Genomic DNA, 25,905 nt, shown 5'->3' on the forward strand with positions numbered 1-25,905 from the left:
CCGGGAGCGGTGCGGAGCTGGTACCGGCATGAGGCTCCCTGAGCGGGGCGAGGGCCAGACGAGGATCGGGGTCGCCATCCCCGTCCCGGCTCCCTACTCCGAGATCCTGTCTGAGGCGCGGCGTCGCAGCGGCGACGGGTTCGCCGACCTCATCCCTCCGCACGTGACCCTGCTGGGGCCCACGGTCGTCGACCAGTCCGCGATGGGGTCCGTGTCCGAGCATCTCGTGACGGTCACGTCAGCGGCCGAGGCGTTCACGATGATCCTGCGCGGGACGGGCACGTTCCGGCCCGTGTCCGAGGTCGTCTTCATCCAGGTGGCGCAGGGCATCGCGGAGTGCGAGCAGCTCGAGCGCGTCGTGAGGGCGGGGATCCTGGAGCAGGACCTGCGGTTCAACTACCACCCGCACGTGACGATCGCGCACGACGTCGACGCTGACGCGCTCGACCGCGCGTTCGAGGAGTCTGCGGGCTTCGAGGCGACGTTCGAGGTCGCTGCGGTGGACCTCTTCGAGCACGGCGACGACGGCGTGTGGCGGACGGTCGAGACGTTCCCCCTCGGGGGCTGAACCTCTCCGTCGAGGTTGTGCGTCTCCCGCTGCTGGGGCTGACCGCGTCGCGCGCGGTGCGGCGGGCGTCGCGCCGCGGCCGAGACCGCGGCGCGACGGGCTACGTCAGAAGGCGCGCGTGATCATCGCGCGCTTGACCTCCTGGATCGCCTTGGTCACCTCGATGCCGCGAGGGCACGCCTCGGTGCAGTTGAAGGTCGTCCGGCACCGCCAGACGCCCTCCTTGTCGTTGAGGATCTCGAGCCGCTGCGCCGCTCCTTCGTCGCGCGAGTCGAAGATGAAGCGGTGCGCGTTGACGATCGCCGCGGGGCCGAAGTACTGCCCGTCCGTCCAGAAGACCGGGCAGGACGACGTGCACGCCGCGCACAGGATGCACTTGGTCGTGTCGTCGTAGACCTCGCGCTGAGCGGCCGACTGGATCCGCTCGCCGCTCGGCTCGTTCCCCGTCGTGATGAGGAACGGCATGATCTCGCGGTAGGAGGCGAAGAACGGCTCCATGTCAACGACGAGGTCCTTGATCACGGGCAGCCCCTTGATGGGCTCGACCGTGATCGGCTTGCTGATGTTGAGGTCCTTCAGGAGCGTCTTGCACGCGAGCCGGTTGCGGCCGTTGATGCGCATCGCGTCCGAGCCGCAGATGCCGTGCGCGCACGAGCGGCGGAACGTCAGCGAGCCGTCCTGCTCCCACTTGATCTTGTGGAGCGCGTCGAGCACCCGGTCGGTCCCGTACATCGTGAGCGTGTGCTCGTCCCAGTACGACGAGGTGCCGTGCTCCGACTCGGGGGAGTACCGCAGGACCCGGATGGTGACCTCGAAGCTGGGGATCTCGCCAGCGGCCGCTGCAGGAGCGGTCTCGTCCAGGGTGGCAGTCATCAGTACTTACGCTCCATCGGCTGGTAGCGGGTCACGACGACCGGCTTCGTGTCGAGCCGGGTCTCGTGCGGGGGGATTCCGGCCGCGTCCGCGGCCTCGGCGGTGCTCACGCGGCGGTACGCCATCGTGTGCGCCATGTAAGCTGCGTCGTCGCGGTCGGGGAAGTCCTCGCGGAAGTGACCGCCACGGGACTCCTTGCGGTCGAGGGCGCCCAGCACCACGACCTCGGCGAGGTCGATGAGGAACCCGAGCTCGACCGCCTCGAGGAGGTCCGTGTTGAAGAGCCGGCCCTTGTCCTGGACCGACACGTGGGAGAAGCGCTCCTGGAGGTCCTTGATGACGTCGAGCGTCTCGGTGAGGGACTCGTGCGTGCGGAAGACCTGCGCGCCCTTGTCCATCGCCTCCTGCAGCTCGCGTCGCAGGTCGGCGACGCGCTCGCCGTCGGGCCGACGGCGCATGGCCTCGAGCTCGGCGACGGTGCGGGCTGCCGCGTTCTCCGGCATCTCGACCCAGGGTGCGTTCACGGCGTACTCGGCGGCGGCGACGCCCGCGCGCTTGCCGAAGACGTTGATGTCGAGCAGCGAGTTCGTGCCGAGCCGGTTCGAGCCGTGCACGGACACGCACGCGACCTCGCCCGCGGCGTACAGCCCTCGCACGACGTCGGTGTTGTTGCGCAGCACCTCGGAGGTGATGTTCGTCGGCACACCGCCCATCGCGTAGTGCGCGGTCGGGTACACGGGCACGGGCTCGGTGTAGGGCTCGATGCCGAGGTAGGTGCGGGCGAACTCAGTGATGTCCGGCAGCTTCGCGTCGATGTGCGCGGGCTCGAGGTGCGTCAGGTCGAGCAGGACGTAGTCCTTGTTCGGTCCGGCGCCGCGTCCCTCGCGCACCTCGTTGGCCATCGACCTCGCGACGATGTCCCGCGGTGCGAGGTCCTTGATGGTCGGGGCGTACCGCTCCATGAAGCGCTCGCCCTCGCCGTTGCGGAGGATGCCGCCCTCGCCGCGTGCCGCTTCCGAGAGCAGGATGCCCAGGCCGGCGAGGCCGGTCGGGTGGAACTGGAAGAACTCCATGTCCTCGAGCGGCAGGCCCCGGCGCAGCGCGAGCGCCATGCCGTCACCGGTGAGGGTGTGGGCGTTCGACGTCGTCTTGAAGATCTTGCCGGCGCCACCGGTCGCGAGGACGACGGACTTGGCGCGGAACACGTGGATCTCGCCGGAGGCGAGGTCGTAAGCGACGACGCCGGCCACCGAGACGGCCTCACCCTCGGGGACGTCCTCGTGGGAGAGGTCGTGGTCGAGGATGAGGTCGAGGACGTAGAACTCGTTGAAGAACTCAACGTTCTGCTTGACGCAGTTCTGGTAGAGCGTCTGCAGGATCATGTGCCCGGTGCGGTCTGCGGCGTAGCACGAGCGGCGGACGGCGGCCTCGCCGTGGTTGCGCGTGTGCCCGCCGAAGCGGCGCTGGTCGATCTTGCCCTCGGGCGTGCGGTTGAACGGGAGGCCCATGCGCTCGAGGTCGAGGACCGCGTCGATGGCCTCCTTCGCCATGACCTCGGCGGCGTCCTGGTCGACGAGGTAGTCACCGCCCTTGACCGTGTCGAACGTGTGCCACTCCCAGTTGTCCTCCTCGACGTTCGCGAGGGCCGCGCACATGCCGCCCTGGGCGGCGCCGGTGTGCGAGCGGGTGGGGTAGAGCTTCGAGATGACGGCGGTCCGGGCGCGGCCCGAGGACTCGAGAGCCGCGCGCATGCCTGCGCCGCCGGCACCGACGATCACGACGTCATAGCTGTGGGTCTGCATCGGTCTCGATGCCTCCTGGGACGAGTTCTGGTGGGAAGGTCAGTCGAAGCAGACGGACGGCAGCAGCTCTGCGGGCGCTCCGACCGGGCACGGCTCGAACGTGAAGATGACGAGGGTGCCGACGACGATCACGACGACGGTCGCCGTGTAGAGGAGCACCTTGAGGATTCCGCGCGTGCGGTCCTTCTCGGCGTAGTCGTTGATGATCGTGCGGACGCCGTTGGTGCCGTGGATCATCGCGAGCCACAGCATGAGCAGGTCCCAGACCTGCCAGAACGGAGACGTCCACTTGCCGCCCACGAAGGCGAAGTCGATCGCCTTGATGCCGTCGCCGGCCATGAGGTTGACGAACAGGTGGCCGAAGATCAGAGCGATCAGGATGACGCCCGAGGCACGCATGAAGATCCAGCCGTACAGCTCATAGTTCGAGCGGGTGGTCTTCCGGCGCTTGTACGGGTCGCGCGGGGAGGCGATGGCCGAGGCGGCGGTGCTCATGGTCAGCCTCCGAAGACGTGGGAGAGGTGCCGCGGCAGGAATCCTGCCATCGTCACGACGAACAGGCCGACGACGACCCACAGCATCACCTTCTGGTACCGCGGACCCTTGGCCCAGAAGTCGACGAGGATGATGCGCAGGCCGTTGAAGGCGTGGAACACGATCGCGGCGACGAGACCGGCCTCGCCGAGCCCCATGATCGGGTTCTTGTACGTCCCGATCACCGCGTTGTACGCCTCGGGGGACACCCGGACGAGCGCGGTGTCGAGGACGTGCACGAGCAGGAAGAAGAAGATCAGGACACCGGTGACCCGGTGCGCGACCCAGGACCACATGCCTTCACGGCCGCGGTACAGAGTCCCAACTGGCGCCTTGGGCACGGGGGAGCCTCCTGTGTGGCGTCTCAGCCGTGACGGCGACGTCGTCGTCCCGGTCGAGGAGGTGCGGCGAGCGGGTCGGACGATCCGCTCCTTGGGGATCACTGTAGTGAATCTCCTGGGCCTTCGGTCCCTGTCTGGGCCGTCAGGCGTGTGCTAGCGGCCGTGTGTGACGCATCCCACACGGCCGGAACGTGGTCTGAGCACCACCTCATAGGATGTCCGCATGCCCGCGACGCCGCCCCAGCACGCCCATGACGCTGCCGACTTCTACGCCGTGATCCCGGCGGGAGGAGCAGGATCGCGGCTGTGGCCGTTGTCCCGCTCCGGCACGCCGAAGTTCCTCCACGACCTCACCGGGGCAGGCCGCTCGCTGCTCCAGGCGACCGTCGACCGCCTCGGCGAGGTCGCCGACAGCTCCCACGTCATGGTCGTCACCGGTGCACGGCACGTCACGGCCGTCCGCGCGCAGCTCCCTGCCCTCGCGGAGACGAACGTCCTCGCCGAGCCGTCCCCGCGCGACTCGATGGCCGCGATCGGGCTCGCGGCAGCGGTGCTGCAGGAGCGCCACGGCGACGTCGTCCTCGGCTCGTTCGCTGCGGACCAGGTCATCACGAGCACCCCGACGTTCGTCGCGGCGGTCCGCGAGGGCATCGAGGCGGCGCGTGCCGGGTACGTCACGACGATCGGCATCGCGGCGTCGCGGCCGTCCGTCGCGTTCGGGTACGTGCGGTCGGGCGACCTGCTCGGCCTCGAGGGCGCGCCGTCGGTGCGCCAGGTGCTCGGCTTCACCGAGAAGCCCGACGCCGCGACAGCGCGCCGCTACCTCGAGACCGGTGAGTACCGCTGGAACGCGGGCATGTTCATCACCCGCACGTCGGTGCTCCTCGACCACCTCGCACGCGAGCGTCCTGACCTCCACGCGGGCCTCGCGACGATCGCTCGCGCGTGGGACACGCCGCAGCGCGACGAGGTCGTCTCGTCCGTGTGGCCAGGGCTCGAGCGCATCGCGATCGACCACGCGATCGCCGAGCCTGTCGCCGCCGCGGGCGGCGTCGCCATGGTTCCGGGCAACTTCGGGTGGGACGACGTCGGTGACTTCAACTCGCTCGCTGCTCTCCTCCCCGCCGTCGACGGCGCTGGCTCGAAGGTCCTCGGCGACCAGGACCGCGTCGTGCGGCTCGCGAGCGCGGGCTCGGTCATCGTGCCCGCGGGCGGCCGCACGATCGCCGTGCTCGGGCTCGACGACGTCGTCGTCGTCGACACCCCGGACGCGGTGCTCGTCACGACGCGGGCGCGTGCCCAAGAGCTCAAGTCCGTCGTCGACGCCGTGCGCGACCGAGGGCTCGACGACCTGCTCTGACGTGTGCCCGGCTGGCGGGCGTCACGACCGCTCAGTGTCTCGCAGGGATACCGTGGAACGGTGAGCCCTCTCGACGACGACATGACCCCTTCCGGTGCGACCGCCGCGCAGGCGCGGGACGGCGCGGCCAGCGTCGCCGCGCCCACCGTCGCGACGGACCCGGTCGTCGCGGAGATCGTGCGCATCACGGACCAGCTCTTCGACGAGATCGTCGGGATCCGCCGCGACATCCACGCGCACCCCGAGCTTGCGCGCACGGAGATCCGCACGACGGCGCTCGTCGCCGAGCGGCTCGCGGCCGAGGGCCTCACGCCGCGGCTCCTGCCGGGCAGCGGCCTCGTCTGCGACATCCCTGCAGGCGCCGGCGCAGACTCGCGCCGCCGCGTCGCGCTCCGCGCCGACCTCGACGCGCTCCCGGTGCAGGAGGCGACGGACCTGCCGTACTCGTCGACCGTCCCGGGCGTCTCGCACGCGTGCGGGCACGACGTGCACACGTCCGTCGTCCTCGGTGCGGGGATCGTCCTCGCCCGGCTCTCTCGGCAGGGGACTCTCGAAGCACCCGTGCGGCTCGTCTTCCAGCCTGCCGAAGAGGTGCAGCCGGGTGGTGCCCTCGACCTCATCGCCCAGGGCGCGGTCGACGGCGTCGAGCGCATCTACGCGGTGCACTGCGAGCCCAAGCTCGACACGGGGGTCGTCGGGACGCGCATCGGCCCGATCACGTCGGCGTCGGACGAGGTCACGCTGACCTTCACGTCGCGTGGCGGGCACACCTCCCGCCCGCATCTCACGGGCGACCTCGTGTACGCGATGGGGCAGGTCATCTCCCAGGTCCCTGCGATCCTCGGGCGCCGCCTCGACCCGCGCTCGGGCGTCAACCTCACGTGGGGCGCCGTCAACGCGGGGCGAGCGCACAACGCCATCCCGACGATCGGGACGCTGCGCGGCACGCTGCGCTGCCTGGACGTGCGCGCGTGGGAGCTCGCGGCACAGGTGCTGCACGACGCCGTCGAGCAGGTCGCGGCGCCGTTCGGCGTCGGGGTCGAGATCGAGCACAACCGGGGCGTGCCGCCCGTCGAGAACGACACCGAGTGCACGACAGCGCTCGAGGACGCGGCCCGCGCGGCGGTGGGCCCGCGGTCGGTGCAGCTGACCGAGCAGTCGCTCGGGGGAGAGGACTTCGCCTGGTACCTCACGAAGGTGCCCGGCGCGCTCGCACGTCTCGGCACGCGTCTGCCGGGCGGGCGCACGTTCGACATCCACCAGGCGGACTTCCGGGTCGACGAGGAGGCGCTGCGCGTCGGGATCCGCCTGCTCGCGACGGTCGCGTCGGGGCGAGCGAGCCGCTGACCACGGGTGGTCTCGCCATGTGGATGGTCCCGTTCCGTCCACTTGCGCATCGGTGACGAGTGCGTAACGACTCGGCTGGGACTCACCGTTTTAACGTTCGCGTCATCTAGGGATGACTAGAGTCGTCACATCGAAAGCCGTCCGGCAGGACGGGCGTCGTGCAAAGACGCACGGCTCCTGCTGCCGGGCGCACACCTCGGACTCAAGTAGGAGTGCTCTGTGAAGAAGATGATCAAGCTTGCCGCGATCGGTGCTGCGGCCGGACTGGTCCTGACGGCATGCGGTGACGCGCCTGCCGATGACCCGACCAAGGCTCCCACCGCCGGCGAGACGACGACGAGCGCGGGCCCCGCGCTCAAGGCGGTCGACGGCTTCAAGCCCTGCATCGTCTCCGACGCAGGCGGCTTCGACGACAAGAGCTTCAACCAGCTCTCATTCGAAGGGCTGAAGAAGGCTGCCGGCGAGTTCGCGGTCGACTTCGGTCAGGTCGAGTCCGCCTCGAAGGCCGACTTCAAGACGAACCTCGAGTCCCTCGTCTCGACCGACTGCACCACGATCATCTCGGTCGGCTTCGCGCTCTCTGCTGACACCGTCGTGTCTGCCAACGCCAACGTCGACCTCAACTACGTCCTCGTCGACGACGCTGCAGACAACGACTTCGACGGCAAGAAGGACGCCGAGAACATCAAGCCGGTGCTCTACGACACGGCGCAGGCGGCGTTCCTGGCCGGCTACCTGGCCGCTGGCTACTCCGAGGCGGGCAAGGTCGGCACCTACGGCGGCATGCCGTTCCCGACCGTGACCATCTTCATGGACGGCTTCAAGCAGGGCGTCGAGCACTTCAACAAGGTCAAGGGCAAGGACGTCAAGGTCATCGGCTTCGAGGGCGGCGACAAGGGCGTCTTCACCGGCGGCTTCGACAACAACCAGGACGCGCGCAACGCTGCTGACTCGATCATCGACCAGGGCGTCGACGTCATCCTCCCCGTCGGCGGCCCGGTCTACATGGCCGCGCTCGACTCCATCGCTGCGTCCGGTCGCGACATCGCCCTCATCGGTGTCGACGCGGACGTGTTCCTCACGGACCCGAACACCGCCGACGTGATCCTGACGTCGATCGAGAAGAAGATGGACGTCTCCGTCTACGACACGGTCGTTGCCGCTGGCCGGGGCGAGTTCGACGCCGAGGCGTACGTCGGCACGCTCGAGAACGGTGGCGTGGGCCTCGCCCCGCTGCACAACTTCGAGGGCAAGGTCGACGCCGCCCTGCTCGACGAGGTGGACACCCTCAAGGCGGACATCATCGCTGGCAAGGTCAAGGTCAAGTCGTACCTCAACTGACGCACCGCGTTCTCCCCGGGGAGCTTGTTCTCCCCGGGGAGAACGCGTGTCATGACTTCTTCGCTACACCCAGAAAGATCGGTCAATGAAGCTCGAGCTGCGCGGCATCACCAAGCGCTTCGGTGCGCTTGTCGCCAACGACCATATCGACCTCACGGTCGCTCCCGGGGAGATCCACTGCCTCCTCGGCGAGAACGGCGCTGGCAAGTCCACACTCATGAACGTCTTGTACGGCCTCTATACCGCCGACGAGGGCGAGGTGCTGCTGGACGACGAGCCTGTGAACTTCGCTGGTCCCGGCGACGCGATGGCCGCCGGCATCGGCATGGTGCACCAGCACTTCATGCTCGTCCCCGTGTTCACGGTCGCCGAGAATGTCATGCTCGGCCACGAGCCCACCAAGGGCGGCGGACGTCTTGACCTCGACCAGGCGCGTGCCAAGGTCCGTGAGATCGCAGACCGTTTCGGCTTCCACGTCGACCCGGACGCGATCGTCGAGGAGCTTCCGGTCGGCGTGCAGCAGCGGGTCGAGATCATCAAGGCTCTCTCGCGCGACGCTAAGGTGCTCGTCTTCGACGAGCCGACCGCCGTGCTCACCCCGCAGGAGACCGACGAGCTGATGGCCATCATGCGCCAGCTCAAGTCCGAGGGTGCCGCGATCGTCTTCATCACCCACAAGCTCCGTGAGGTCCGCGAGGTGGCGGACCGCATCACGGTCATGCGCCGTGGTGCCGTCGTCGGCGAGGCCAAGCCCGGCTCGAGCGACGCGGAGCTCGCCTCGCTCATGGTCGGGCGCGCGGTCGAGCTGACCGTCCACAAGGACGCGCCGAAGTACTCGCAGGCACTCCTCTCCGTCGAGAACCTCGAGATCCGCGACCAGGCAGGTCTCGTGCTCGTCGACGACGTCTCGTTCCAGGTCCGCGGCGGCGAGGTTCTCGTGGTCGCCGGGGTCCAGGGCAACGGCCAGACCGAGCTCGCCGACGCGCTCCTCGGTCTTGTGACGCCCGCCGCCGGGCGCATCGAGCTCAACGGGACCGACCTAGTCGGTCGTAGCGTCCGCCAGTTCCTCGACGCCGGCATCGGCTTCGTGCCTGAGGACCGCGGGCACGACGGCCTTGTCGGAACGTTCTCGGTCGCGGAGAACCTCATCCTCAACCGCACCGACGGTCCGCCCTTCGTGCGAGCGGGCTCGCTGCAGATGAAGCAGCGCGACGAGTTCGCACTTCAGCGGGTCGAGGAGTTCGACATCCGCACCCAGAGCATCGAGACGCACGCTGGTCGCCTCTCCGGCGGCAACCAGCAGAAGGTAGTCCTCGCGCGTGAGCTCTCACGCGACCTCGAGCTGTTCGTCGCCTGCCAGCCCACGCGCGGCGTCGACGTCGGCTCGATCGAGTTCATCCACAAGAGGATCGTTGCGACGCGTGACGCGGGCATCCCCGTCATCGTTGTCGCGACCGAGCTCGACGAGGCCGCGGCGCTCGCCGACCGCATCCTCGTGATGTACCGCGGACGCATCGTCGGCATCGTCCCCGCAGACACGCCGCGTGACGTCCTCGGCCTGATGATGGCCGGCATCCCGGCAGAAGGGCATGAAGCCGCATGAGCACCACCGAAAACCCGCAGCCCGCGAGCGACGGGGCGGCCCTCCGGCCCGCCGCCGGCGAGTCCGCGGCCCCTGCGCCGACGGCTCCCGCCCAGGAGCCCGGGGACCGCCGCTGGTCCGACGCCTTCCGTGAGATCGTCGGCGGATCCTGGGGAGTCTCGCTCGGCGCGGTCCTCCTCGCGCTCGTCGCCGGGTCGATCATGATCGCTGCCACGGACGAGACCGTGCGTTCGAGCGCCGCCTACTTCTTCTCGCGTCCCGGCGACCTCATCTCTGCCGCCTGGGAGGCCATCGCTAACGCGTACGTGGCGCTCTTCCGCGGGGCCGTGTGGAACTACAAGGCGGACACGTTCGCCGCCGGCATCCGCCCCCTCGCTGTCTCGCTGACGTATGCGACGCCGCTCATCGGAGCGGGCCTCGGTCTTGCCGTCGGCTTCCGCGCAGGCCTGTTCAACATCGGTGGGCAGGGCCAGATGATCCTCGCCGCCATCGGCGCGGGCTGGATCGGCTTCGCTCTCGACCTTCCTCCTGTGGTGCACATGCTCGTCGCCGTGCTCGTCGGCATCGCGATGGGTGCCCTGTGGGCTGGTATCGCGGGAGCGCTCAAGGCGTTCACGGGTGCGCACGAGGTGATCACGACGATCATGCTCAACCACATCGGCTTCTACCTGCTGTTCTTCCTGCTGGCGACGCCGGGGCTCCTCCAGCAGGAGGGTTCCTCGAACCCCAACACGCCGCCGATGGCCGAGAACGCCATCATGGCGCGGATCTTCGGCGACTCGTTCCCGCTCCACGTCGGCTTCATCCTTGCGCTGATCGCTGTCGCGTTCACGTGGTGGCTCTTGGAGCGCTCGCGCCTCGGCTTCACGTTCCGTGCGGTCGGTGAGAACCCCTCAGCGGCCAGGGTCGCGGGCATCGACGTCAAGCGGGCGACCGTGTACGTCATGCTCGTCTCCGGTGCGCTGGTCGGACTCGCGGGCGCCTCCCAGGTCCTCGGCACGGCGACCACCGGATTCAGCACGGACGTCGACGCAGGCATGGGCTTCGACGCGATCACGGTCGCGCTGCTCGGCCGGTCTTCACCCCTTGGCGTCCTTGGCGCGGGCATCCTGTTCGGCGCCTTCAAGGCTGGTGGCGCCCAGATGCAGGCTGCCGAAGGCATCCCGATCGAGATCGTCACGGTCATCCAGTCCCTCATCGTCCTGTTCATCGCCGCTCCGCCGCTCGTCCGCGCGATCCTCAGGCTTCCTCAGCCCGGGGCCTCGCGGAAGGCCGCGCGCGCCGCCCGCAAGGAGGTGGCAGCATGAGCGCCGCCACGGTAGTTTCCCCCGAGTCCCCGGTCTCGGAGCAGCTTCGCCAGGTCACGGTCGTCAGCAAGAAGTTCCCCACCGTGCTCACAGCGGTGACCGTCCTGCTGCTGGCGATTATCGGCCTCGCGCCGCGCGACGGCTCCACGAGCTTCCGGCTCTCGTCGCCCGGCGATCTCGTCGAGATCCCGGCGGTGTCGGCTCCCGCGATGCCCACGGCGTGGTTCTGCCTCGTACTCATGGCCGCGTTCACCGTGCTCTCGTGGATCCTGTGGCGCCGTGACCGGCGTACCCCTTGGTACCTCGGGGCCGTCTTCGCCCTGCTGTTCCTCACGGCGTTCCTGTCCTGGGCCGGCGCCGGTTCGTCTAGCGACTTCCCGGTCGTCCGCTTGGTCAGCTCTTCGGTTCTCCTCGCGGTGCCGATCGTCTTCGGTGCTCTCGGCGGCACGATCGGTGAGCGTGCTGGTGTGGTCAACATCGCGATCGAGGGTCAGCTGCTCGCCTCGGCGTTCGTCGCAGCGATCGTCGGAACTGTGACGGGCAGCCCGTGGCTGGGCCTCCTGGCTGCGATCGTCGCGGGCGGTCTCGTCGCTCTCGTGCTCGGCGTCTTCACGATCACGTACCGCGTCGACCAGGTCATCGTCGGTGTCGTGCTCAACGTCCTGGTCCTCGGCCTGACGAGCTTCCTCTACTCGCAGGTCCTCGTCCCGCAGGCGGCGTCGTACAACAAGACGACGCTCTTCCCCAAGGTCGAGATCCCGGGGCTCGCGCACATTCCTGTCCTCGGGCCTGCACTGTTCAACCAGTCGGTCATCGTCTACGTCATGTATGCGACGATCCCGCTCGTCTGGTTCGCGATGTTCCGCACCCGCTGGGGTCTGCGCCTGCGCGCCGTCGGTGAGCACCCGCTCGCCGCGGACACGGTCGGCATCAAGGTCAACCGCGTGCGCTACCGCGCGCTCGTGATCGCTGGCGCCGTCGTCGGCATGGGCGGGGCGTACTTCACGCTCGTCTCTGTCTCCGCGTTCGGGAAGAACATGACGGCCGGAGCAGGCTTCATCGCCCTGGCTGCGGTGATCTTCGGCAAGTGGGACCCGATCAAGGCTGCGCTCGCTGCGCTGCTGTTCGGGTTCGCCTCGGCCCTGTCCGGTGCGATGAGCATCGTCAACGCACCGGTGCCCAGCCAGTTCATGCTGATGCTGCCCTACGTCGTCACGCTGCTCGCCGTCGCCGGTCTGGTCGGTAGGTCGCGGGGCCCGGCGGCGTCCGGCACGGCATACGTCAAGGAGTGACGGTGACGGACCAGCCTGAGATCGACTGGGAGGCGCTGCGGGCCGCCGCTCGCGACGTCATGACCCGGGCCTACGTCCCGTACTCGAAGTTCCCGGTGGGCGTCGCTGCCCTCGTGGACGACGGGCGCGTGGTCGTCGGGTGCAACGTCGAGAACGCGTCCTACCCGGTGGGGCTGTGCGCCGAGTGCGGCCTCGTGTCCCAGCTCCACGCGAGCGGGGGCGGGCGGCTCGTCGCCTTCACGTGCGTCGACGGGCAGGGCAACACGCTCATGCCGTGCGGCCGCTGCCGCCAGCTCCTGTGGGAGCACGGCGGGGCGAGGCTGCTCGTCGACTCCGTGAGCGGCATCAAGCCCATGAGCGAGGTCCTCCCGGACGCCTTCGGGCCCGACGACCTCACCGACTACGCAGAGAAGAGCAAGTCATGAGCGGTACCGAGAAGTTCGCAGCAGTCGACGTCATCATCGCCAAGCGCGACGGCAACGTCCTGACGGACGAGCAGATCGACTGGGTGATCGACGCGTACACGCGCGGCGTCGTCGCCGAGGAGCAGATGTCCGCCCTCAACATGGCGATCCTGCTCAACGGCATGAACCGTGCCGAGATCGCGCGCTGGACGAACGCGATGATCGCTTCGGGCGAGCGCATGGACTTCTCGTCCCTGCGCAACCCCACGTCGGACAAGCACTCGACCGGCGGCGTCGGCGACAAGATCACGCTGCCGCTCGCCCCGCTCGTCGCGGTGTTCGACGTCGCGGTGCCGCAGCTCTCTGGCCGTGGCCTCGGCCACACGGGTGGCACGCTCGACAAGCTCGAGTCCATCCCCGGGTGGCAGGCGGCGATGTCGAACGAGGCGATGCTCGCCCAGCTCGACGACGTGGGCGCGGTCATCTGCCAGGCAGGCTCCGGCCTCGCCCCGGCCGACCGCAAGCTTTACGCACTGCGTGACGTCACGGGCACCGTCGAGGCGATCCCGCTCATCGCGAGCTCGATCATGAGCAAGAAGATCGCGGAGGGGACGGGCGCGCTCGTCCTCGACGTCAAGGTCGGCTCGGGTGCGTTCATGAAGAACATCGACCGCGCCCGCGAGCTCGCTCGCACGATGGTCGACCTCGGCACCGACGCAGGTGTGCGGACGGTTGCGCTCCTCACCGACATGTCGACGCCGCTCGGCCTGACCGCGGGCAACGCGCTCGAGGTTCGCGAGTCCGTCGAGGTCCTCGCCGGCGGCGGCCCCGCCGACGTCGTCGACCTCACGGTCGCGCTCGCCGTCGAGATGCTCGCTGCTGCCGGTCGCCCGGTCGGCGAGGACGAGGTCCGCGCAGCTCTCGCGGACGGCCGCGCGATGGACCGCTGGAACGCGATGATCTCCGCGCAGGGCGGCGACCCGCACGCCGAGCTGCCGTGGGCCACGCACACGCAGCAGGTGCTCGCGGAGGAGGACGGCGTGCTCACCAGGCTCGACGCCTACGACGTCGGCATCGCGGCCTGGCGCCTCGGCGCCGGACGTGCGCGTCGTGAGGACTCGGTCCAGGCGGGCGCCGGCGTGGTGATGCACGCCAAGCCGGGCGACGTTGTCCGCAAGGGCGAGCCGATCCTCACGCTGCACACCGACACCCCGGAGCGCTTTGACCGTGCGCTCGAGGCGCTCGAGAGCGGCATCGAGGTCGCCGCTCCTGGCACCTCGTTCACGCCGAGCGACGTGGTGCTCGACCGCATCAGCGGGTTCTGACCGGCAGACCTGGGGCGCCCTCCGCGGGCGCCCCAGGTCCCGCAGGGAGGAGGGCGGGTGCTCGCAGACCTGTCGCTGTCCCGGGTCCTCGCGTCCGTCGGCGCGTGGCGGCTGCCGCCCGCGTCCGCCGCTGATCCCGAGGCCGTGCACGGCACGCCGATCGAACTCACCGACGCGCTGCCCGACGCCGTCGCCGTACGTGCCCGGCGCCGGGGGTACCCGCAGGAGACCGTCGCGGCTCTCGAGGCGGCATGGTCGGCTGTCGGGGCCGCCCGGCACGCGATCTCCGACCCCCTCAGCCCGACGACCGCGAGCGGCCTCGGCCCGCTCCGCTGGGCGGGGGAGCCCGCCCGGCAGCACGACCCGACGACGTGCGGCTCGACCGTCCTCGCCCAGCTCGCCGCCGCGGGCGACCCGGTCCTCGCGCTCTGGCTCGAGACCGGCAGCCGCATCGGCCCCGTCCAGCCGCCCGAGCTCGCCGCCGCAGCGCGCGCCTGCCAGCCCGGCGACACGCGATTCATCGCGCTGCAGCGCGCGCTCAAGCGCCGCACCGCGCAGGACGCCCTCCTCGGCTTGCGTTGGCCCGACCGCTTCGGCACACCCCCGTGGGGTGCAGCCCGCGCGGCCCGGTACGCAGACGTCACCTACCGCCACGCCGTCGTCGACGCCGCGTCCCCGGCGAGGCTCGCCCGCGCCGTCGCCGCGGTCGACGCTGCCCTGCGTACGGGCGTGCCCGTGCCGCTCTTCACCGGCGGCACCCTCCGCACCGGCCTCGCGACCGCCGTACCGCGCCACGTCGTCCTCGTCACCCGTGCGACGGCGTCGGGCTGGCACGTCTTCGAGCCGTCGCGCGGCGAGGTGCTCGAGCTGCGCCGCGACGAGCTCGCTGCCCCCGGTCGCAGGCCCGCCCTCGGCGGCTGGTCCGTCCCGGCATGGGTGCTCCTGCCTCGCTGACCTCGCGCGACGCGGCACTGGCGGGTCCCCGCGGCGCGGGGCACGATGGGAGGGCACCGTTACCCGAGGAGAGGAGCAGGGCCATGAGCACGCTTCCTGGCGAGGACGCCTGGCGGGACACCGGGCTGGACGGGCATGAACCGGGCGAGGTCGTCGATCTCTTGCGCGCCGGGGAGACCCCGGAGGCCGAGGGGGAGGACTACCGTCCGGGCATCCCGAGAGCCGACGTCGAGGGCGCGGCGTCCGAGGCTGACGTCGCCGACCAGGCGATCGTCGTCGACCTGGGCGACGGCCTCCCCGACGGTGGCGAGGAGGGCGCCGAGGACGCGCTCTAGCGCGACCGCGACCAGGGGCGCGGGGCGGGCACCCGGTGCCCGCCCCGCGCCCGCGTCCGCCCGCGCGAAGGGTTCGCAATCACCCGTGACGCGCCCACGGAAGCGCGCAGATCCGGGGCTGCGGACGGCTATCCTTCACGCATGACAACGCCTCCCGTGCCCACCGTCGACGAGATCCGCCTGCTGCCGAAGGTCGTCCTGCACGACCACCTCGACGGCGGCCTGCGACCGCAGACGATCCTCGAGCTCGCCGAGCCGATCGGCCACCAGCTTCCTGCGAACGACGCCGACGCCCTCGGCACGTGGTTCGTCGACGCAGCCGACTCGGGCTCTCTCGTGAAGTACCTCGAGACCTTCGACCACACGATCGCGGTCATGCAGACGGCCGACGCCCTCGAGCGCGTCGCGCGCGAGGCCGTGCTCGACCTCGCCGCCGACGGTGTCGTGTACGCCGAGCAGCGGTGGGCGCCGGAGCAGCACCTCCGTGGCGGGCTCAGCCTCCAGGAGACCGTCGAGGCCGTGGGCCGGGGCCTCGCCCAGGGTGAGCAGATGGTCCGCGACGCGGGCGGAGCGATCGTGGCGCGGCAGCTCGTGACCGCCATGCGCCACGCCGACCGTTCCCAGGAGATCGCGGCGCTCACGCTCGCGAACAAGGGCAAGCACGGCGTCGTCGGCTTCGACATCGCGGGTGCGGAGAAGGGCTTCCTGCCGTCGCTCCACAGCGCCGCGTTCGACATGCTCAACAAGAACCTCGTGCCTGCCACCGTGCACGCGGGCGAGGCGGACGGCGTCGCGTCGATCGAGGATGCCATCACGGCTGGCCACGCGGTGCGCCTCGGCCACGGTGCGCGCATCGTCGAGGACATCCAGGGCACCGCGGAGGCCATGCGCAAGCGCGGCAAGGCGGACCTGAGCGAGCTCGTCGTCGGCCCCGTCGCCGCGTGGGTCCGCGACCGCCGCATCGCTCTCGAGCTGTGCCCGTCGTCGAACGTCCAGACAGCGACCGCCCCGAGCGTGCGCGAGCACCCGATCTCCCTGCTCAAGAACCTCGGCTTCGCCGTCACGGTCAACACCGACAACCGCCTGATGTCGGGTACGTCGATGACCCGTGAGATGCACCTTCTCGCGACCGAGGCCGACTGGATCCTCGACGACTTCCTTGCCGTAACGTTGACGGCGGCGTGGAACGCCTTCATCGGCTTCGACGAGCGCCAGGAGCTCGTCGAGAAGCTCGTTCTTCCGCGCGCCACCGTCGTCCGTGAGGAGCGCAAGTCCCTATGAGCACCACCACCCCTGCCGAGGTCGCCGCGATCGTCGACCACACCCTGCTCAAGCCGGAGGCCACCGCGGCCGACGTCGCTGCTCTCGTCGACGAGGGCGTGCGCCTGGGCGTGTTCTCCGTGTGCGTCTCGCCGTCCATGCTTCCCCTCGACGCCAAGGGCCTCAAGGTCGCGACCGTGTGCGGCTTCCCCTCGGGAAAGCACCACAGCGAGGTCAAGGCTGCCGAGGCGGCCCGCTCGATCGCCGACGGTGCCGACGAGGTCGACATGGTCATCGACGTCGGCGTCGCCAAGACGGGCGACTTCGCCGCGGTCCAGGCCGACATCGCCGCCGTGCGTGCCGCGGTCCCCGCGGACAAGATCCTCAAGGTCATCATCGAGTCGGCGGCGCTCTCCGACGAGGAGATCGTCGGCACGTGCCGCGCAGCGGAGGCTGCGGGCGCGGACTTCGTCAAGACGTCGACGGGCTTCCACCCTGCGGGCGGTGCGTCGGTCCACGCGGTCAGGCTCATGGCGGAGACGGTCGGTGGACGCCTCGGTGTCAAGGCTTCCGGCGCGATCCGTGACGGCGCGACGGCGCTCGCCATGATCGAGGCCGGCGCGACCCGCCTCGGCCTCTCCGGCACCGCTGCCGTGCTCGACGGCATCGCGGCGGGCCAGTCCGCCGCCGACGCCGCGGGCGACGGCTCCGGCGGTTACTGAGTGACGGCTGCCGCGCCCACCCGGGTGCGTGCCGAGCACGAGGCGGTCGTGGTGTCCTCGACAGGAGTGACACCGCAGCTCGTCCGTCTCGTGCTCGGCGGGAGCAGCCTCGTCGACTTCGTCGACCTGCCGTGGGTCGACCACTACGTCAAGGTCGAGGTGCCCGACGGCGGGCACGCGCCCGCTGGCGTGCCCCCGCTCTCTGGTGTGCGTGGTGCGGCGCGCTCGTACACGGTGCGCCGCTGGGACCCGGACCGGCACGAGGTGACGCTCGACGTCGTCGTGCACGGAGACGACGGGCTCGTGGGGCCGTGGGCGCGCGCTGCACGTCCTGGCGACCCGGTCGTCCTGCGCGGGCAGGGCGGCGACTTCCTGCCTGACCCTGCGTGCGACGCGACCGTGCTCGTCGGCGACGAGTCGGCGCTGCCTGCGATCGCGGTCGCCCTCGAGCGGCTGCCCGCCGGGGTGCGGGCGTTCGCGTTCGTCGAGGTGGCTGACGCGCTCGAGCGTCAGGACCTTCCGGTGCCCGACGGCGCGCAGCTTACGTGGGTCGTGCGCGGCGAGTCGTTCGGCGCAGCCCTCATCGACGCGGTGCGCCGCGCGCCGCTGCCGTCCGGGCGCCTGCAGGCGTTCGTGCACGGCGAGGCGGGCATGGTGCGCGAGCTGCGCCGTCACCTGCGCTCGGAGCGTGGGGTCGCGCGCGAGGACCTGTCGGCGTCGGGCTACTGGCGCCTCGGGCGCGCCGACGAGGCGTGGCGCGCGGAGAAGGCCGACTGGAAGGCCGCGGTCGAGCAGGACGACGCCGCGCTCACCTGAGCGCTCCGGCGCTACCCGCCCCTCGCGCTGCGCGCTCGCGCCCGCCGCGCACGCTCCCTCCGGAACGACAGATCGCCCGTAGGCACACGTGACGTGTGCCTACGGGCGATCTGTCTAGGGGAGGGGGCGACGAGCCGGTTCAGAGGCCGAGCGCCGTACGCATCTCCGCCTTGATGGACTCGAGGTGCTCGCGCGCCTCGGCGCGAGCGCGCGTGATCATGTCGAACGACGCGTCCATCTCGACGGGGAACACGACCTCGAGGTAGCACTTGACCTTCGGCTCGGTGCCGGACGGACGCACGATGACGCGCGAGCCGTCCTGCATGAGCAGGCGCAGGCCCTCGGTCGGAGGCAGCCCGTCGACACCGTCCGCGAGGTCGTCGACGCTCAGGACGGGCGACCCCACGAGGGTCTCCGGCGGGTTGGAACGCAGCCGCTCCATCGTCGCGGGGATCTGCGACAGGTCAGTGAACCTGGCCGAGAGCTGGTCCGTCAGGTGCAGGCCGTGCTGCCGCGCGAGGTCGTCGAGCAGGTCGACGAGCGTGCGGCCCTGCGCCTTGAGACCGTCAGCGATCTGCACGAGCATGAGCGCCGCGCTGATGCCGTCCTTGTCCCGCACCTGGGCGGGGTCGACGCAGTAGCCGAGCGCCTCCTCGTACCCGAACACGAGCCCCTTCGCGCGGGAGATCCACTTGAAGCCCGTGAGAGTCGCCGAGTACTCGAGGTGGTGGTGCGCGGCGATGCGGCCCAGCAGCCGCGACGACACGATCGAGTTGGCGAGGCGCAGCGTCCCCGGAGCGATGCGCTGACGCGCCGCACGCTCCGCGACCGTGTACCCGAGCAGGGCGCCGACCTCGTCGCCGTGCAGCATGCGCCAGCCGTCCCGCGCCGGGGTGTCACCGTCGGCCCCGCGCTCCCAGCGCGGGTCGTAGACCGCCGCAGCGCAACGGTCGGCGTCCGGGTCGTTCGCGATGACGAGGTCCGCGCCGACGCGGCGCGCGTGCGCGAGCGACAGGTCGATCGCGCCGGGCTCCTCGGGGTTCGGGAAGTCGACGGTCGGGAAGTCCGGATCAGGCTCGACCTGCTCGGGGACCGCGTGCACGTCCGTGTACCCGGCCGCGGCGAGGACCGCCTCGGCGGTCTTCGCGCCGACGCCGTGCATGGGCGTGTAGACGACGCGCAGGTCGCGCGGCGCCTCCGGGCCGACGGGCAGGGCGTTGCTCGACACGGTCGCACGGTACGTCTCGGCGACGTCGTCGCCGACGGTCTGCCAGCCCGAGTGGGCGCGGGCGACCGAAGCGACCGACGGCACGGCCGAGATCTTCGCGGCGATCAGCCCGTCGTACGGCGGGACGATCTGCGCACCCTGACCCTCGTCCGTGACGAGAGTGCCACCGAGGTAGACCTTGTAGCCGTTGTCCTGCGGCGGGTTGTGGCTCGCCGTGACGACGACACCCGCGTCCACGCCGAGGTGACGCACCGCGAACGCGACGACCGGCGTCGGGCAGTGCCCCGGGAACAGGTGCGCGTCGACGCCGGCGGCCGTCATGACGGCCGCCGTGTCCTGGGCGAACGTCGCAGAGTTGTAGCGGGCGTCGTAGCCGATGACGATCGACGGGCGGCCGCCGTCGCCGACGGCGGCGCGTGCCTCGAGGAGGTACGCGGCGAGACCTGCGGCCGCGCGGATGACGACCGCGCGGTTCATGCGGTTCGGGCCTGCCGCCATGCGGCCGCGCAGCCCGGCGGTGCCGAACTGCAGCAGCCCCGAGAACGCGTCCTGGATCTCCGTGACGGCCGCCGCCTGAGCGGCAGCCGGGTCGGCGACCGGGCCGGTGCTCGGCTCACGGCCCGACGCGACGAACAGCAGGTCCTGCAGCTCGTTCTTCGTGGCCTCGTCCGGGTCGTCGACGATCCACGCCTCGACCTGGGCGCGCAGCTCGTCCGAGAGCTCGGGGACGAGCGAGTCCTGCGTGGACATGGGTCAGATCCTCTCGACGATCTTGGCGAGGAGCGCGCTGATGCGCGGCCCTGCAGCCTGGCCCGCCTCGATGACCTCACCGTGGGACAGCGGGACGGGGGAGATGCCCGCAGCCAGGTTGGTCACGAGCGAGATGCCGAGCACCTCGAGGCCGGCGTGCCGCGCCGCGATCGCCTCGAGCGTCGTCGACATGCCGACGAGGTCGGCACCCATGCGGCCAGCCATCCGGACCTCCGCAGGGGTCTCGTAGTGCGGGCCGGGGAACTGCGCGTAGACGCCCTCCGGGAGGGAGGGGTCGACCTCACGGGCGAGGTCGCGCAGGCGGGACGAGTACAGGTCGGTCAGGTCGACGAACGTCGCGCCCTCGAGCGGCGACGTCGCGGTCAGGTTGATGTGGTCGCTGATCAGCACCGGCGAGCCGGGCGCCCAGTCGAGGTTGAGGCCTCCGCAGCCGTTCGTGAGGATCACGGACGTCGCGCCCGTCGCGGCCGCGGTGCGTACACCGTGCACGACGCGACGCACACCCTTGCCCTCGTACAGGTGGGTGCGCGAGCCGAGGACCAGCGCGTGCTTGTCGGTGCCGTTGATGCGGATCGATCGCGTCGTCGCGACGTGTCCGGCCACAGCAGGTGCGGAGAAGCCGGGGATCTCGTGGCTGGGGATCTCGGCGACCGTCTCGCCCAGGAGGTCGGCCGCGCCTCCCCAGCCGGAGCCGAGGACGAGGGCCACGTCGTGCTTCGCGACTCCGGTCGCCTCGGCGATGTGTGCGGCCGCCTCGCGGGCGACGTCGAAGGGGTTGGTGCCAGGGGCGTCGAGTTCCGTCATGAGCGAAGTTTACCGAGAGCGTTGGCGGCTCCGGGGCGGTGGCCGCCCCTGATCGTGCGGTTGTCCGCATGGTGGCACGATGGGCACCGTGGAAACTCAGTCACGCGATCTCCAGGCCACCACGATCGTCATCGTCGGGGGTGGTCCCGGTGGGTACGAGGCCGCACTCGTGGCCCGTCGGCTCGGCGCCGAGGTGGTCGTCGTCGAGCGTCGCGGGCTCGGCGGTGCGGCGGTCCTCACGGACGTCGTGCCGTCCAAGACCCTCATCGCGACCGCCGACTGGATGACGATCGCCGAGCGTGCCGCGGAGCTCGGCATCTCCCTGCCGACCGGCGACGTGCCGGGGACGAGCAGCGGGGCGGTGCGCCCTGTCGTCGACCTCCGGGTCGTCAACGAGCGGGTGCGCTCGCTCGCCCAGGCGCAGTCCCAGGACATCCGCACGCGACTCGAGCGCGAGGGCGTGCGCGTCCTCGACGGCACGGGACGCGTCGAGTCGGCGTCGCGCGTCGTCGTCGCGGGCTCGGACGGCACCGAGACGGTCGTGGGCTGCGACGCCGTCCTCGTCGCGACGGGCGCGACGCCCCGCGAGCTCGAGGCCGCGCGCCCCGACGGGCGCCGCATCCTCACGTGGACGCAGCTCTACGACCTCGACGTCTTGCCGGAGAAGCTCATCGTCGTCGGCTCGGGCGTCACGGGTGCCGAGTTCGCGGGCGCGTACAACGCGCTCGGCGTGCCCGTGGTCCTGGTCTCGAGCCGCGACCGCGTCCTGCCTAACGAGGACGCCGACGCCGCCGCCGTCATCGAGGAGGTGTTCCGCGACCGCGGGATGGAGCTCGTGCCGCGCTCGCGCGCGGTCGCGGCCCAGGTCGTGGGGGAGGGCGACGACGAGCACGTCGAGGTGACGCTCGCCGACGGTCGCGTCCTGACCGGGTCGCACGTGCTCATGGCGGTCGGCTCGATCCCGAACACAGCAGGCATGGGCCTCGAAGAGGCCGGCGTCGTGCTCTCCGAGTCGGGTCACGTCCAGGTCGACCGCGTCTCGCGCACGACGGTCCGCGGCATCTACGCGGCCGGCGACTGCACGGGCACGTTCCCGCTCGCGTCCGTCGCGGCCCAGCAGGGCCGCATCGCGATGTCGCACGTCCTCGGCGACACGGTCGTGCCGATCCGCCTGCGCACGGTCGCGGCCAACATCTTCACGACGCCCGAGATCGCGACGGTCGGATACTCCGAGGTCGCGCTCCAGGCGCAGAAGTCCAAGTACTCGGTGACGATGCTGCCGCTCGCCCGTAACGCGCGCGCCAAGATGCTCGGCATGCGCCACGGCTTCGTCAAGCTGTTCTTCCACCCGGACGCGGGCGTCGTGCTGGGCGGCGTCGTCGTCGCGCCGCGCGCGAGCGAGCTCATCTTCCCGATCACGCTCGCCGTCCAGCACCGCCTCACGGTCGACGACGTCGCGGAGGCGTTCACGATCTATCCGTCGCTGACGGGCTCGATCGGCGAGGTCGCCCGCATGGGCCACCACCGCCGGCTCGACTGACCGGCGCGCCAGGCTGAGCCGGGCCGCCGCAGCACACCGGCCACCCGGCGGTCGGGCGGCGGTCAGCCGAGGAGCAGGTCCGCGAGGTCGTGCGGCGTCTCGACGACGGTGGACGCGCCGTGCGCGGCCAGCTCGCCCTCGTCGGCGTAGCCCCACGCGACGCCCACGCACGCGAGCCCGTTGAGACGCGCGCCGTCGACGTCGTGCGACCGGTCGCCGACCATGACGATCCGCTCGAGCGGGGGCAGGCCACGCTCCGCGAACGCCGTCTCCTCGAGCTCGAGGAGCGCGTACGAGATGACGGCCGCCTTCGACGCACGCGAGTGCTCGTCGAGGGTCGCCCCGTACGTGCCCGCGAGGTACGGGTCGAGGCCGAACTCCGCGGTGAGCTCGCGCGCGTAGACCTCGGGCTTCGACGTCGCGACGGCGAGCGTCGCGCCCGCCGCGACGAGCGCGGTGAGAGTCTCCTCGATGCCGTCGAACACACGGTTGTCGTGCATGCCGCGCGCCGCGAAGTCCGCCCGGTAGACGCGCATCGCCTCGGGCAGCGTCTCAGGCGTGAAGCCGTGCGCAAGGAAGCTCTCAGTGATGGGCGGCCCGACGAAGCGGCGCAGGTCGTCGTCGGGCGGCGCGGGAACGCCCAGGGTCACGTACGTGTGCCGGATCGACGAGATGATCCCGGCCGCCGAGTCCATGAGGGTGCCGTCGAGGTCGAGGAGGATGAGGTCGTGTCGCACATCCCCATGCTCCCAGAGGTCGCGGTGGCGGGGCGCCGCCGTCCTGCGGGCGCCTGCGGTGCAGAAGACGGCGGTGCGGGCGACGACCGATCAGGCGGGCAGCGTGAGGGCCACGGCGACCTGCGAGTCCGCGAGGGTGAGGTCGTCGACCACCGCGCCGCGCAGGAACGGCGGCAGCGGCGCCGCGTCGAGCGCGTCCTGGACCCGTACCGCGACCGTCAGCACGCCACCCGACTCGCCGACCGTCGTCAGGCCCGGCGGCAGGCCGCGGTCGGTGAGCGTCCGCGCCAGGACGGCGTCGAGCGGCCCGGTGAAGAGCGCCGCGAGGCGGTGCGCGGGCACGGAGCGGGCGTGCGCCTCGACCGCGAGGTGCGCGACGCCATCCCGGTACCCCGCGAGAGCCACGTCCAGGTGCACCGTCCCGACCGCCCGCGCAGCGAGCCGCGCCGCTCCCGTGAGGCCCGGCAGGTCGCGGACGTCGACCTCCGCCCGCAGGAGCGAGCCGACGAGCTCGGCGGACGTCACGAACGGCGGCAGCCCCTCGCCCCGGAGCGCGAGGTGCAGCAGCTCGTCGAGCGGTGCGGTGACCCACATGGTCTCAGTCCACCACGGGGTGCACGGTCGCGAGGATCGGGAGGTGGTCCGAGCCGCCGTCGGGCAGGACCTGGACGTCCGAGAAGGTGACGCCCCGCCCGAACATCCAGTCGATGCGCACCTCCGGCGCGTGCGCGGGGAACGTCCGCTGGGCCGGGTCGCCCGCCGTGTCCTGAGCCGAGACGTAGCCCGCCGCCTCGACGTAGGCGATCTCCGCCCAGCCGGGCTCGGAGTTGAGGTCGCCCGCGATCACGGCCGCAGGGGAGGACGCGACGTCCGCAGACATGAGCACGTCGAGCTGCTGCAGCCGCGTCGGCGTGTTCTCTTCGCGGTGCTGCAGGTGCGCGCTCGTCACGACGAACGGCGTCCCTGCGGCGTTGCGCACGGTCGCGGTGACCGCGGAGCGCTGCTGCGGGCCGTCCCCGTACGGGAGGCGGGTGCGCACGACGTGCTGCGGCTCGCCGACCGACGGCGAGACGAGCAGGACGTTGACGAACTGGCGGTCGGCCGCGGGGGCGGAGACGACGCGCATGCCGGTCGCGCGGGCGAGGTAGGTCGCCATGTCCGCGCCACCGCCCATGATCCAGCCGCGGGAGACCTCCTGGAGCGCGACGACCTGCGCGCCGGACGCGTTGATGACGTCGGCCATGCGACCGAGGTCGAGGCCGGGCTCCTGCGTCACGCCGTAGTGCAGGTTCCAGTCGAGCAGGGTCAGCGGCGCGTCCGGCTGGCCGCCCGCGACGCGCACCGTCTCCTCGACCTGCACGCGGTTGACGGCGGCGCCCGCGAGGACGAGCGCGGCTGTGACGGCGAGGGCGGGGACGGCGTGCAGCCAGGCGGCGCGCGCCTCCGCGCGAGGCGGGGCCGCGTCGCCGGCCGTCGGCGGCGTGCTGCGACGCAGACCGCCGAGCGCGACCGCGACCACCGCCGCGAGGATCACGAACGCGTTCGGGAAGCCGAGCGGCACGTCGTAGTCGACCTGGTAGACGAGCAGCGGCAGGATCACGCCGAGACCGACCGCGCTCGCGGTCCCAGCGAGGGTGACGCCCGCGCTGCGGGGGCCGCGGTCTTTCGCCGGAGCGTCCCACGCGGTCGCGAGCGACGTCGTGCTCACGGCCACGAGCAGGGCCACGACGACGCCGAGCCCCACCGCGAGGAGCGTGCCAGCATCCTCGCCCTCCGCGGTGATCGGGAACAGGACGAGAGCGGCTGCCGCGACGAGGACGACCGCCCGCAGCGCAGCGGGGAGCAGAGCCGACTGGCGCGGCAACGACCAGAGCGTCAGGGCCGCGGCGAGGACCACGCCCGCGGCGAGCGCGCTCGCGGCGACGGTCAGCGAGAGCCCGAGCTGCGACGCCAGGTAGGCAGGGTTGAGGACGACCATGAGCGCGACGCCGAGGTACGGGCCCAGCACCCACACCCGGGCTGGGCGGGCGCCCGTGGTGTCAGCCGCGTCGTCGGACCGGACCGCCCACGCGCACGCCATCGCGGCGACGAGCGTCAGCGCCGTCGGCACCCAGCCGCTCGCGCCGCCGCGCCAGATCGCGTCCCACGTGCCGAGCACGAGCGAGACGCCCGTCGCGAGCGCGCCGCCCGTCGTCACGGCGAGCGCCGCAGTCGCCGCGCCGAGCACGCGGACCGACCGCACCAGCACGACGACGAGGACACCGATCGCGAGGGCCGCCGCCGCGAGCGTCACCCAGTAGCGCGCGACGCCGTCGAGCACCTGGACGGCCGCCCGCGCGACCGCGAGCAGCGCGACACCCTGGACGACCGTTCGCCCGGTCACCGGCCGGCCCCGGACGAGGAGAGCGGCGACGAGGCCAGGGGCCACGTACGTCCCGAGCGCGGTGAGCGCGACGACGACGATGCCCGCGGTGAACGCACGGTCGAACATCGGACCGGTAGCGCGGACCAGCTCGACGGCGACCGCCGTGACGAGCGCGAGCAGCGTGAAGGTGGCGGTGGCCTTGCGCGAGAAGGTCATGGGCGCGAGCGTACCGGGGGCCGCGCCGCCGGTCGGGACGGCACGGCCGTCGACCGTGCG

At 71.3% G+C, this 25,905-nt stretch carries 24 protein-coding genes; 15 read left to right on the plus strand and 9 right to left on the minus strand.

Features of this window, described 5'->3' with window-relative positions; translation table 11 throughout:
* Positions 1–28 precede the first annotated feature (28 nt).
* Positions 29–568 carry a 2'-5' RNA ligase family protein gene (locus AC4F3Q_RS02360; RefSeq protein WP_491038571.1) on the plus strand — a complete coding sequence of 180 codons (540 nt, stop codon included), beginning with the start codon at positions 29–31 and terminating at the stop codon, positions 566–568.
* Between the two features lie 105 nt (positions 569–673).
* Here AC4F3Q_RS02360 and AC4F3Q_RS02365 read toward each other — a convergent pair whose 3' ends face one another.
* The 4 genes from AC4F3Q_RS02365 to sdhC are packed head-to-tail and all read right to left on the minus strand — an operon-like array spanning position 674 to position 4,118.
* Positions 674–1,441, minus strand: a complete 768-nt coding sequence (locus AC4F3Q_RS02365; RefSeq protein ID WP_491038572.1) for a succinate dehydrogenase iron-sulfur subunit — start codon at positions 1,439–1,441, stop codon at positions 674–676.
* Positions 1,441–3,243: a succinate dehydrogenase flavoprotein subunit gene (sdhA, locus tag AC4F3Q_RS02370; RefSeq protein ID WP_491038573.1), complete on the minus strand. Its 1,803-nt coding sequence runs from the start codon at positions 3,241–3,243 to the stop codon at positions 1,441–1,443. The genes AC4F3Q_RS02365 and sdhA overlap by 1 nt, the downstream gene beginning before the upstream one ends.
* A 39-nt stretch (positions 3,244–3,282) precedes the next feature.
* Positions 3,283–3,738, minus strand: a complete 456-nt coding sequence (locus tag AC4F3Q_RS02375; RefSeq protein WP_491038574.1) for a succinate dehydrogenase hydrophobic membrane anchor subunit — start codon at positions 3,736–3,738, stop codon at positions 3,283–3,285.
* Positions 3,739–3,740: 2 nt separating this feature from the next.
* Entirely contained in the window at positions 3,741–4,118 is a 378-nt protein-coding gene (gene sdhC, locus AC4F3Q_RS02380) for a succinate dehydrogenase, cytochrome b556 subunit (RefSeq protein WP_168446081.1), read from the minus strand.
* 223 nt (positions 4,119–4,341) lie between these two features.
* Here sdhC and AC4F3Q_RS02385 point away from each other — a divergent pair, with 223 nt between their 5' ends.
* From AC4F3Q_RS02385 to AC4F3Q_RS02445, 13 genes are all read left to right on the plus strand, one after another.
* A complete protein-coding gene (locus AC4F3Q_RS02385; RefSeq protein WP_491038575.1) occupies positions 4,342–5,478 on the plus strand; it encodes a mannose-1-phosphate guanylyltransferase in 1,137 nt (378 codons plus the stop codon).
* Positions 5,479–5,538: 60 nt separating this feature from the next.
* Positions 5,539–6,825: an amidohydrolase gene (locus AC4F3Q_RS02390; RefSeq protein WP_491038576.1), complete on the plus strand. Its 1,287-nt coding sequence runs from the start codon at positions 5,539–5,541 to the stop codon at positions 6,823–6,825.
* 219 nt (positions 6,826–7,044) lie between these two features.
* Positions 7,045–8,166 (plus strand): BMP family lipoprotein, encoded by a 1,122-nt coding sequence (locus AC4F3Q_RS02395; protein ID WP_491038577.1) that lies wholly within the window; start codon positions 7,045–7,047, stop codon positions 8,164–8,166.
* Between the two features lie 85 nt (positions 8,167–8,251).
* On the plus strand, positions 8,252–9,769 hold the full coding sequence (locus AC4F3Q_RS02400) for an ABC transporter ATP-binding protein (RefSeq protein ID WP_491038578.1): 1,518 nt from the start codon (positions 8,252–8,254) through the stop codon (positions 9,767–9,769).
* Positions 9,766–11,076: an ABC transporter permease gene (locus AC4F3Q_RS02405; protein WP_491038579.1), complete on the plus strand. Its 1,311-nt coding sequence runs from the start codon at positions 9,766–9,768 to the stop codon at positions 11,074–11,076. The genes AC4F3Q_RS02400 and AC4F3Q_RS02405 overlap by 4 nt, the downstream gene beginning before the upstream one ends.
* Positions 11,073–12,368, plus strand: a complete 1,296-nt coding sequence (locus tag AC4F3Q_RS02410) for an ABC transporter permease (protein ID WP_491038580.1) — start codon at positions 11,073–11,075, stop codon at positions 12,366–12,368. The genes AC4F3Q_RS02405 and AC4F3Q_RS02410 overlap by 4 nt, the downstream gene beginning before the upstream one ends.
* Before the next feature lie 2 nt (positions 12,369–12,370).
* On the plus strand, positions 12,371–12,793 hold the full coding sequence (locus tag AC4F3Q_RS02415; protein ID WP_491038581.1) for a cytidine deaminase: 423 nt from the start codon (positions 12,371–12,373) through the stop codon (positions 12,791–12,793).
* Positions 12,790–14,097 (plus strand): thymidine phosphorylase, encoded by a 1,308-nt coding sequence (locus AC4F3Q_RS02420; protein ID WP_491038582.1) that lies wholly within the window; start codon positions 12,790–12,792, stop codon positions 14,095–14,097. The genes AC4F3Q_RS02415 and AC4F3Q_RS02420 overlap by 4 nt, the downstream gene beginning before the upstream one ends.
* A 57-nt stretch (positions 14,098–14,154) precedes the next feature.
* The gene (locus AC4F3Q_RS02425; RefSeq protein WP_491038583.1) at positions 14,155–15,051 is read left to right on the plus strand and encodes a hypothetical protein; all 897 of its coding nucleotides are present in this window, start codon (positions 14,155–14,157) and stop codon (positions 15,049–15,051) included.
* Positions 15,052–15,134: 83 nt separating this feature from the next.
* Positions 15,135–15,386, plus strand: a complete 252-nt coding sequence (locus AC4F3Q_RS02430) for a hypothetical protein (protein ID WP_491038584.1) — start codon at positions 15,135–15,137, stop codon at positions 15,384–15,386.
* Positions 15,387–15,527: 141 nt separating this feature from the next.
* Positions 15,528–16,667, plus strand: coding sequence for an adenosine deaminase (locus AC4F3Q_RS02435; RefSeq protein WP_168446072.1), 1,140 nt, complete (start codon positions 15,528–15,530; stop codon positions 16,665–16,667).
* Positions 16,664–17,368 carry a deoxyribose-phosphate aldolase gene (deoC, locus tag AC4F3Q_RS02440; RefSeq protein WP_491038585.1) on the plus strand — a complete coding sequence of 235 codons (705 nt, stop codon included), beginning with the start codon at positions 16,664–16,666 and terminating at the stop codon, positions 17,366–17,368. Before AC4F3Q_RS02435 ends, deoC begins: the two co-directional genes overlap by 4 nt.
* Complete coding sequence (locus AC4F3Q_RS02445; RefSeq protein WP_491038586.1) at positions 17,369–18,184, plus strand: siderophore-interacting protein; 816 nt, start codon at positions 17,369–17,371, stop codon at positions 18,182–18,184.
* Between the two features lie 139 nt (positions 18,185–18,323).
* Here AC4F3Q_RS02445 and AC4F3Q_RS02450 read toward each other — a convergent pair whose 3' ends face one another.
* The gene (locus tag AC4F3Q_RS02450; protein ID WP_491038587.1) at positions 18,324–20,162 is read right to left on the minus strand and encodes a phospho-sugar mutase; all 1,839 of its coding nucleotides are present in this window, start codon (positions 20,160–20,162) and stop codon (positions 18,324–18,326) included.
* Positions 20,163–20,165: 3 nt separating this feature from the next.
* Positions 20,166–20,987, minus strand: coding sequence for a purine-nucleoside phosphorylase (locus AC4F3Q_RS02455; protein ID WP_168446069.1), 822 nt, complete (start codon positions 20,985–20,987; stop codon positions 20,166–20,168).
* Positions 20,988–21,066: 79 nt separating this feature from the next.
* On the opposite strand from AC4F3Q_RS02455, the gene AC4F3Q_RS02460 reads away from it, so the two are divergent.
* The gene (locus AC4F3Q_RS02460) at positions 21,067–22,527 is read left to right on the plus strand and encodes an NAD(P)H-quinone dehydrogenase (RefSeq protein WP_491038588.1); all 1,461 of its coding nucleotides are present in this window, start codon (positions 21,067–21,069) and stop codon (positions 22,525–22,527) included.
* 62 nt (positions 22,528–22,589) lie between these two features.
* Here the strand turns inward: AC4F3Q_RS02460 and AC4F3Q_RS02465 are convergent, their stop codons facing one another.
* The 3 genes from AC4F3Q_RS02465 to AC4F3Q_RS02475 form a co-directional block, all read right to left on the minus strand.
* Positions 22,590–23,264 carry an HAD hydrolase-like protein gene (locus tag AC4F3Q_RS02465; protein ID WP_491038589.1) on the minus strand — a complete coding sequence of 225 codons (675 nt, stop codon included), beginning with the start codon at positions 23,262–23,264 and terminating at the stop codon, positions 22,590–22,592.
* Between the two features lie 90 nt (positions 23,265–23,354).
* Complete coding sequence (locus tag AC4F3Q_RS02470) at positions 23,355–23,858, minus strand: hypothetical protein (protein WP_491038590.1); 504 nt, start codon at positions 23,856–23,858, stop codon at positions 23,355–23,357.
* A gap of 4 nt (positions 23,859–23,862) precedes the next feature.
* Positions 23,863–25,845, minus strand: a complete 1,983-nt coding sequence (locus tag AC4F3Q_RS02475; protein ID WP_491038591.1) for an endonuclease/exonuclease/phosphatase family protein — start codon at positions 25,843–25,845, stop codon at positions 23,863–23,865.
* Positions 25,846–25,905: the final 60 nt, after the last annotated feature.

The sequence above is a fragment of the Flavimobilis sp. BM9 genome (assembly GCF_058313055.1).

Coding starts and splice junctions, on each gene's coding strand:
- AC4F3Q_RS02360 (WP_491038571.1), top strand. CDS start 29: ATGAGGCTCCCTGAGCGGGGCGAGGGCCAGACGAGGATCGGGGTCGCC.
- AC4F3Q_RS02365 (WP_491038572.1), bottom strand. CDS start 1,441: ATGACTGCCACCCTGGACGAGACCGCTCCTGCAGCGGCCGCTGGCGAG.
- sdhA (WP_491038573.1), bottom strand. CDS start 3,243: ATGCAGACCCACAGCTATGACGTCGTGATCGTCGGTGCCGGCGGCGCA.
- AC4F3Q_RS02375 (WP_491038574.1), bottom strand. CDS start 3,738: ATGAGCACCGCCGCCTCGGCCATCGCCTCCCCGCGCGACCCGTACAAG.
- AC4F3Q_RS02385 (WP_491038575.1), top strand. CDS start 4,342: ATGCCCGCGACGCCGCCCCAGCACGCCCATGACGCTGCCGACTTCTAC.
- AC4F3Q_RS02400 (WP_491038578.1), top strand. CDS start 8,252: ATGAAGCTCGAGCTGCGCGGCATCACCAAGCGCTTCGGTGCGCTTGTC.
- AC4F3Q_RS02405 (WP_491038579.1), top strand. CDS start 9,766: ATGAGCACCACCGAAAACCCGCAGCCCGCGAGCGACGGGGCGGCCCTC.
- AC4F3Q_RS02410 (WP_491038580.1), top strand. CDS start 11,073: ATGAGCGCCGCCACGGTAGTTTCCCCCGAGTCCCCGGTCTCGGAGCAG.
- AC4F3Q_RS02420 (WP_491038582.1), top strand. CDS start 12,790: ATGAGCGGTACCGAGAAGTTCGCAGCAGTCGACGTCATCATCGCCAAG.
- AC4F3Q_RS02430 (WP_491038584.1), top strand. CDS start 15,135: ATGAGCACGCTTCCTGGCGAGGACGCCTGGCGGGACACCGGGCTGGAC.
- AC4F3Q_RS02435 (WP_168446072.1), top strand. CDS start 15,528: ATGACAACGCCTCCCGTGCCCACCGTCGACGAGATCCGCCTGCTGCCG.
- deoC (WP_491038585.1), top strand. CDS start 16,664: ATGAGCACCACCACCCCTGCCGAGGTCGCCGCGATCGTCGACCACACC.
- AC4F3Q_RS02450 (WP_491038587.1), bottom strand. CDS start 20,162: ATGTCCACGCAGGACTCGCTCGTCCCCGAGCTCTCGGACGAGCTGCGC.
- AC4F3Q_RS02455 (WP_168446069.1), bottom strand. CDS start 20,987: ATGACGGAACTCGACGCCCCTGGCACCAACCCCTTCGACGTCGCCCGC.
- AC4F3Q_RS02460 (WP_491038588.1), top strand. CDS start 21,067: ATGGGCACCGTGGAAACTCAGTCACGCGATCTCCAGGCCACCACGATC.
- AC4F3Q_RS02470 (WP_491038590.1), bottom strand. CDS start 23,858: ATGTGGGTCACCGCACCGCTCGACGAGCTGCTGCACCTCGCGCTCCGG.
- AC4F3Q_RS02475 (WP_491038591.1), bottom strand. CDS start 25,845: ATGACCTTCTCGCGCAAGGCCACCGCCACCTTCACGCTGCTCGCGCTC.